Here is a 377-nt window from a genome sequence, read left to right on the forward strand (position 1 = left end):
AAATCAGATATCGGTAGCCATTCAAAACTGGATGTTCTGATTGATGTGCATGAAGAAGGTAACAAGCTTACTGATGTCTTTTTTGAACTAGATGGCCCACTGAAGCTCTCGGACATTCCTGAACTGAACCGCGTTCCGCACGCAGACAGGTTTGCTCTGACCAAACTGATTGTCTCAGAACATGGCATTGAGGCGGATACTGTTCTTGCTGGCAAGGCAACAGATCTATTCGCTTTCAATAGCTCTGGTAACAGTTCTGGCTGGAACGTTGCCTTGACGCAAAAAGATTTCACGATCACTGAGCTTTTGCCGCCTCTGAAAAGTACGCCTCTGCATGAAATCAAGTTCCCGTATCTGGCCCTTATGCTGAGTGAAAG

At 46.2% G+C, this 377-nt stretch carries 1 protein-coding gene; it reads left to right on the forward strand.

Annotated elements, in window-relative coordinates; translation table 11 throughout:
* Positions 1 to 377, forward strand: a 377-nt coding sequence (locus WH96_RS22250) for a hypothetical protein (RefSeq protein ID WP_047766200.1), incomplete at both ends; no start/stop codon positions are given.

This window comes from Kiloniella spongiae (assembly GCF_001026905.1).
GTDB classification, from domain to species: domain Bacteria; phylum Pseudomonadota; class Alphaproteobacteria; order Kiloniellales; family Kiloniellaceae; genus Kiloniella; species Kiloniella spongiae.